The organism is Rodentibacter sp. Ppn85, assembly GCF_001999335.1.
In the GTDB taxonomy this organism is placed as follows: Bacteria; Pseudomonadota; Gammaproteobacteria; order Enterobacterales; family Pasteurellaceae; genus Rodentibacter.
On sequence record NZ_MLHS01000084.1, the window covers coordinates 1 to 1,385 of the forward strand.

The window sequence follows — 1,385 nt, forward strand, 5'->3', positions numbered from 1 at the left end:
GGGATGTGACCGATAGCCGCCAACGGGAATTTATCTGTGACAATATTCAACGAAACGCATTAAACCAAACACGCATTCGTCAAGCCGTCGAGGCGGAAGCGGAAAAACTGTCAAAACACGGCGGGATTTCCGATGAGATTTATTATTTACGCCCTTGGAGCTGTTTTAGACGGTTTAAAAAAGACGACCCAATTCAAAAGGCAGTACTAGAGCATATTATTGAGATTTTGTCTTATATCGTTGTACATGATTGGCAGCAAATTAATATGGATATTCGACCGCCGTTAGGAGCAAGGGGGGATTTGTATTCGGTGAAAGGTCAAAATGCAAGTGGTAAATTGTTAAATAAAAAGGAGAAAGAAATTTATTATGATGAATTTATTAAATATATATCAGATATAAAAAACCCTAATAAAAAGATTACATTCTTCCCACAAATTATTGATGATCCCCAAAATAAGAATAAAAAAATACCCTATTTTATTACTCATTCCGCTATGCGTGAATGGGAATATGAATGGGAGGGAATGAGTGAAAAAAATAAGGTATTTCCTTTAATCTATGAGAAAAGTTATAAGGTATGGATTATTGATAGAATTAAGAAAAACTCAAAGTTTGGGCGTTATTAGGAGGATTATATGAAATTGCCGAATTTATTCATTTTAATTATTTTATCTTTCTTTACTATTGGCTGTAATTCAATGTCGGGTGTCGTATCACTGGGTGTTTCTAGTGATGGCAAATACGCGATTAGTGCACATGGAAAAGATGAGTTAGTGTTATGGGATTTAACTAAGAAAGAAAAGAAACTTCTTGCCAAAAATGCCAATCCGTACAGTGCGTATTTTATTCCCGATAGCCATGAATTTATGTGGCAAGATAATAATAATGTTGTACATATTCAAAATGTTGAGGGCAAAGAAATTTTACAATTTCCACATTTTAAAACAGAGGGACAGATTATTTCAGCGGATAAATCCTTTTACTTGTCCGCAGATGAGTGGGGGAAATTTTATAAAGGATATGGCAAGGATTTAGTGCCCATTTACACCGACGCACCGATCTCTCCTAGTCAGACCTATACCTTTTCGATTGTCGGAGATAAATTCTTATCGGTTGGAGATGGATGGGATGGTCGTAATGGTGAAGTGGCTGAAACCAAATTAACCGCCAATCCAGTCAACCCTGATAAATATAAAAAAGACAGCTATTCAGGTGTCACTTTATGGAATAAAACAACATTAAAACCTATCGCAAAATTATATGGAAATACTGGACGAACAACAGGAAAACTTAGTCCTGATGGGAAATGGATTGTGACAGGAAGTACCCATAGAGGTAATTTTATGTGGTCTTTAGGTGATTTTAAGAGAAAATTTATTAAT

At 35.5% G+C, this 1,385-nt stretch carries 1 protein-coding gene and 1 pseudogene; both read left to right on the top strand.

What is annotated here, in order from left to right:
- Positions 1-629: pseudogene (locus BKL51_RS11160) on the top strand (hypothetical protein); the annotation flags it as partial.
- Between the two features lie 9 nt (positions 630-638).
- On the top strand, positions 639-1,385 hold a 747-nt coding region (locus BKL51_RS11165), incomplete at its 3' end, for a WD40 repeat domain-containing protein (protein ID WP_369801919.1).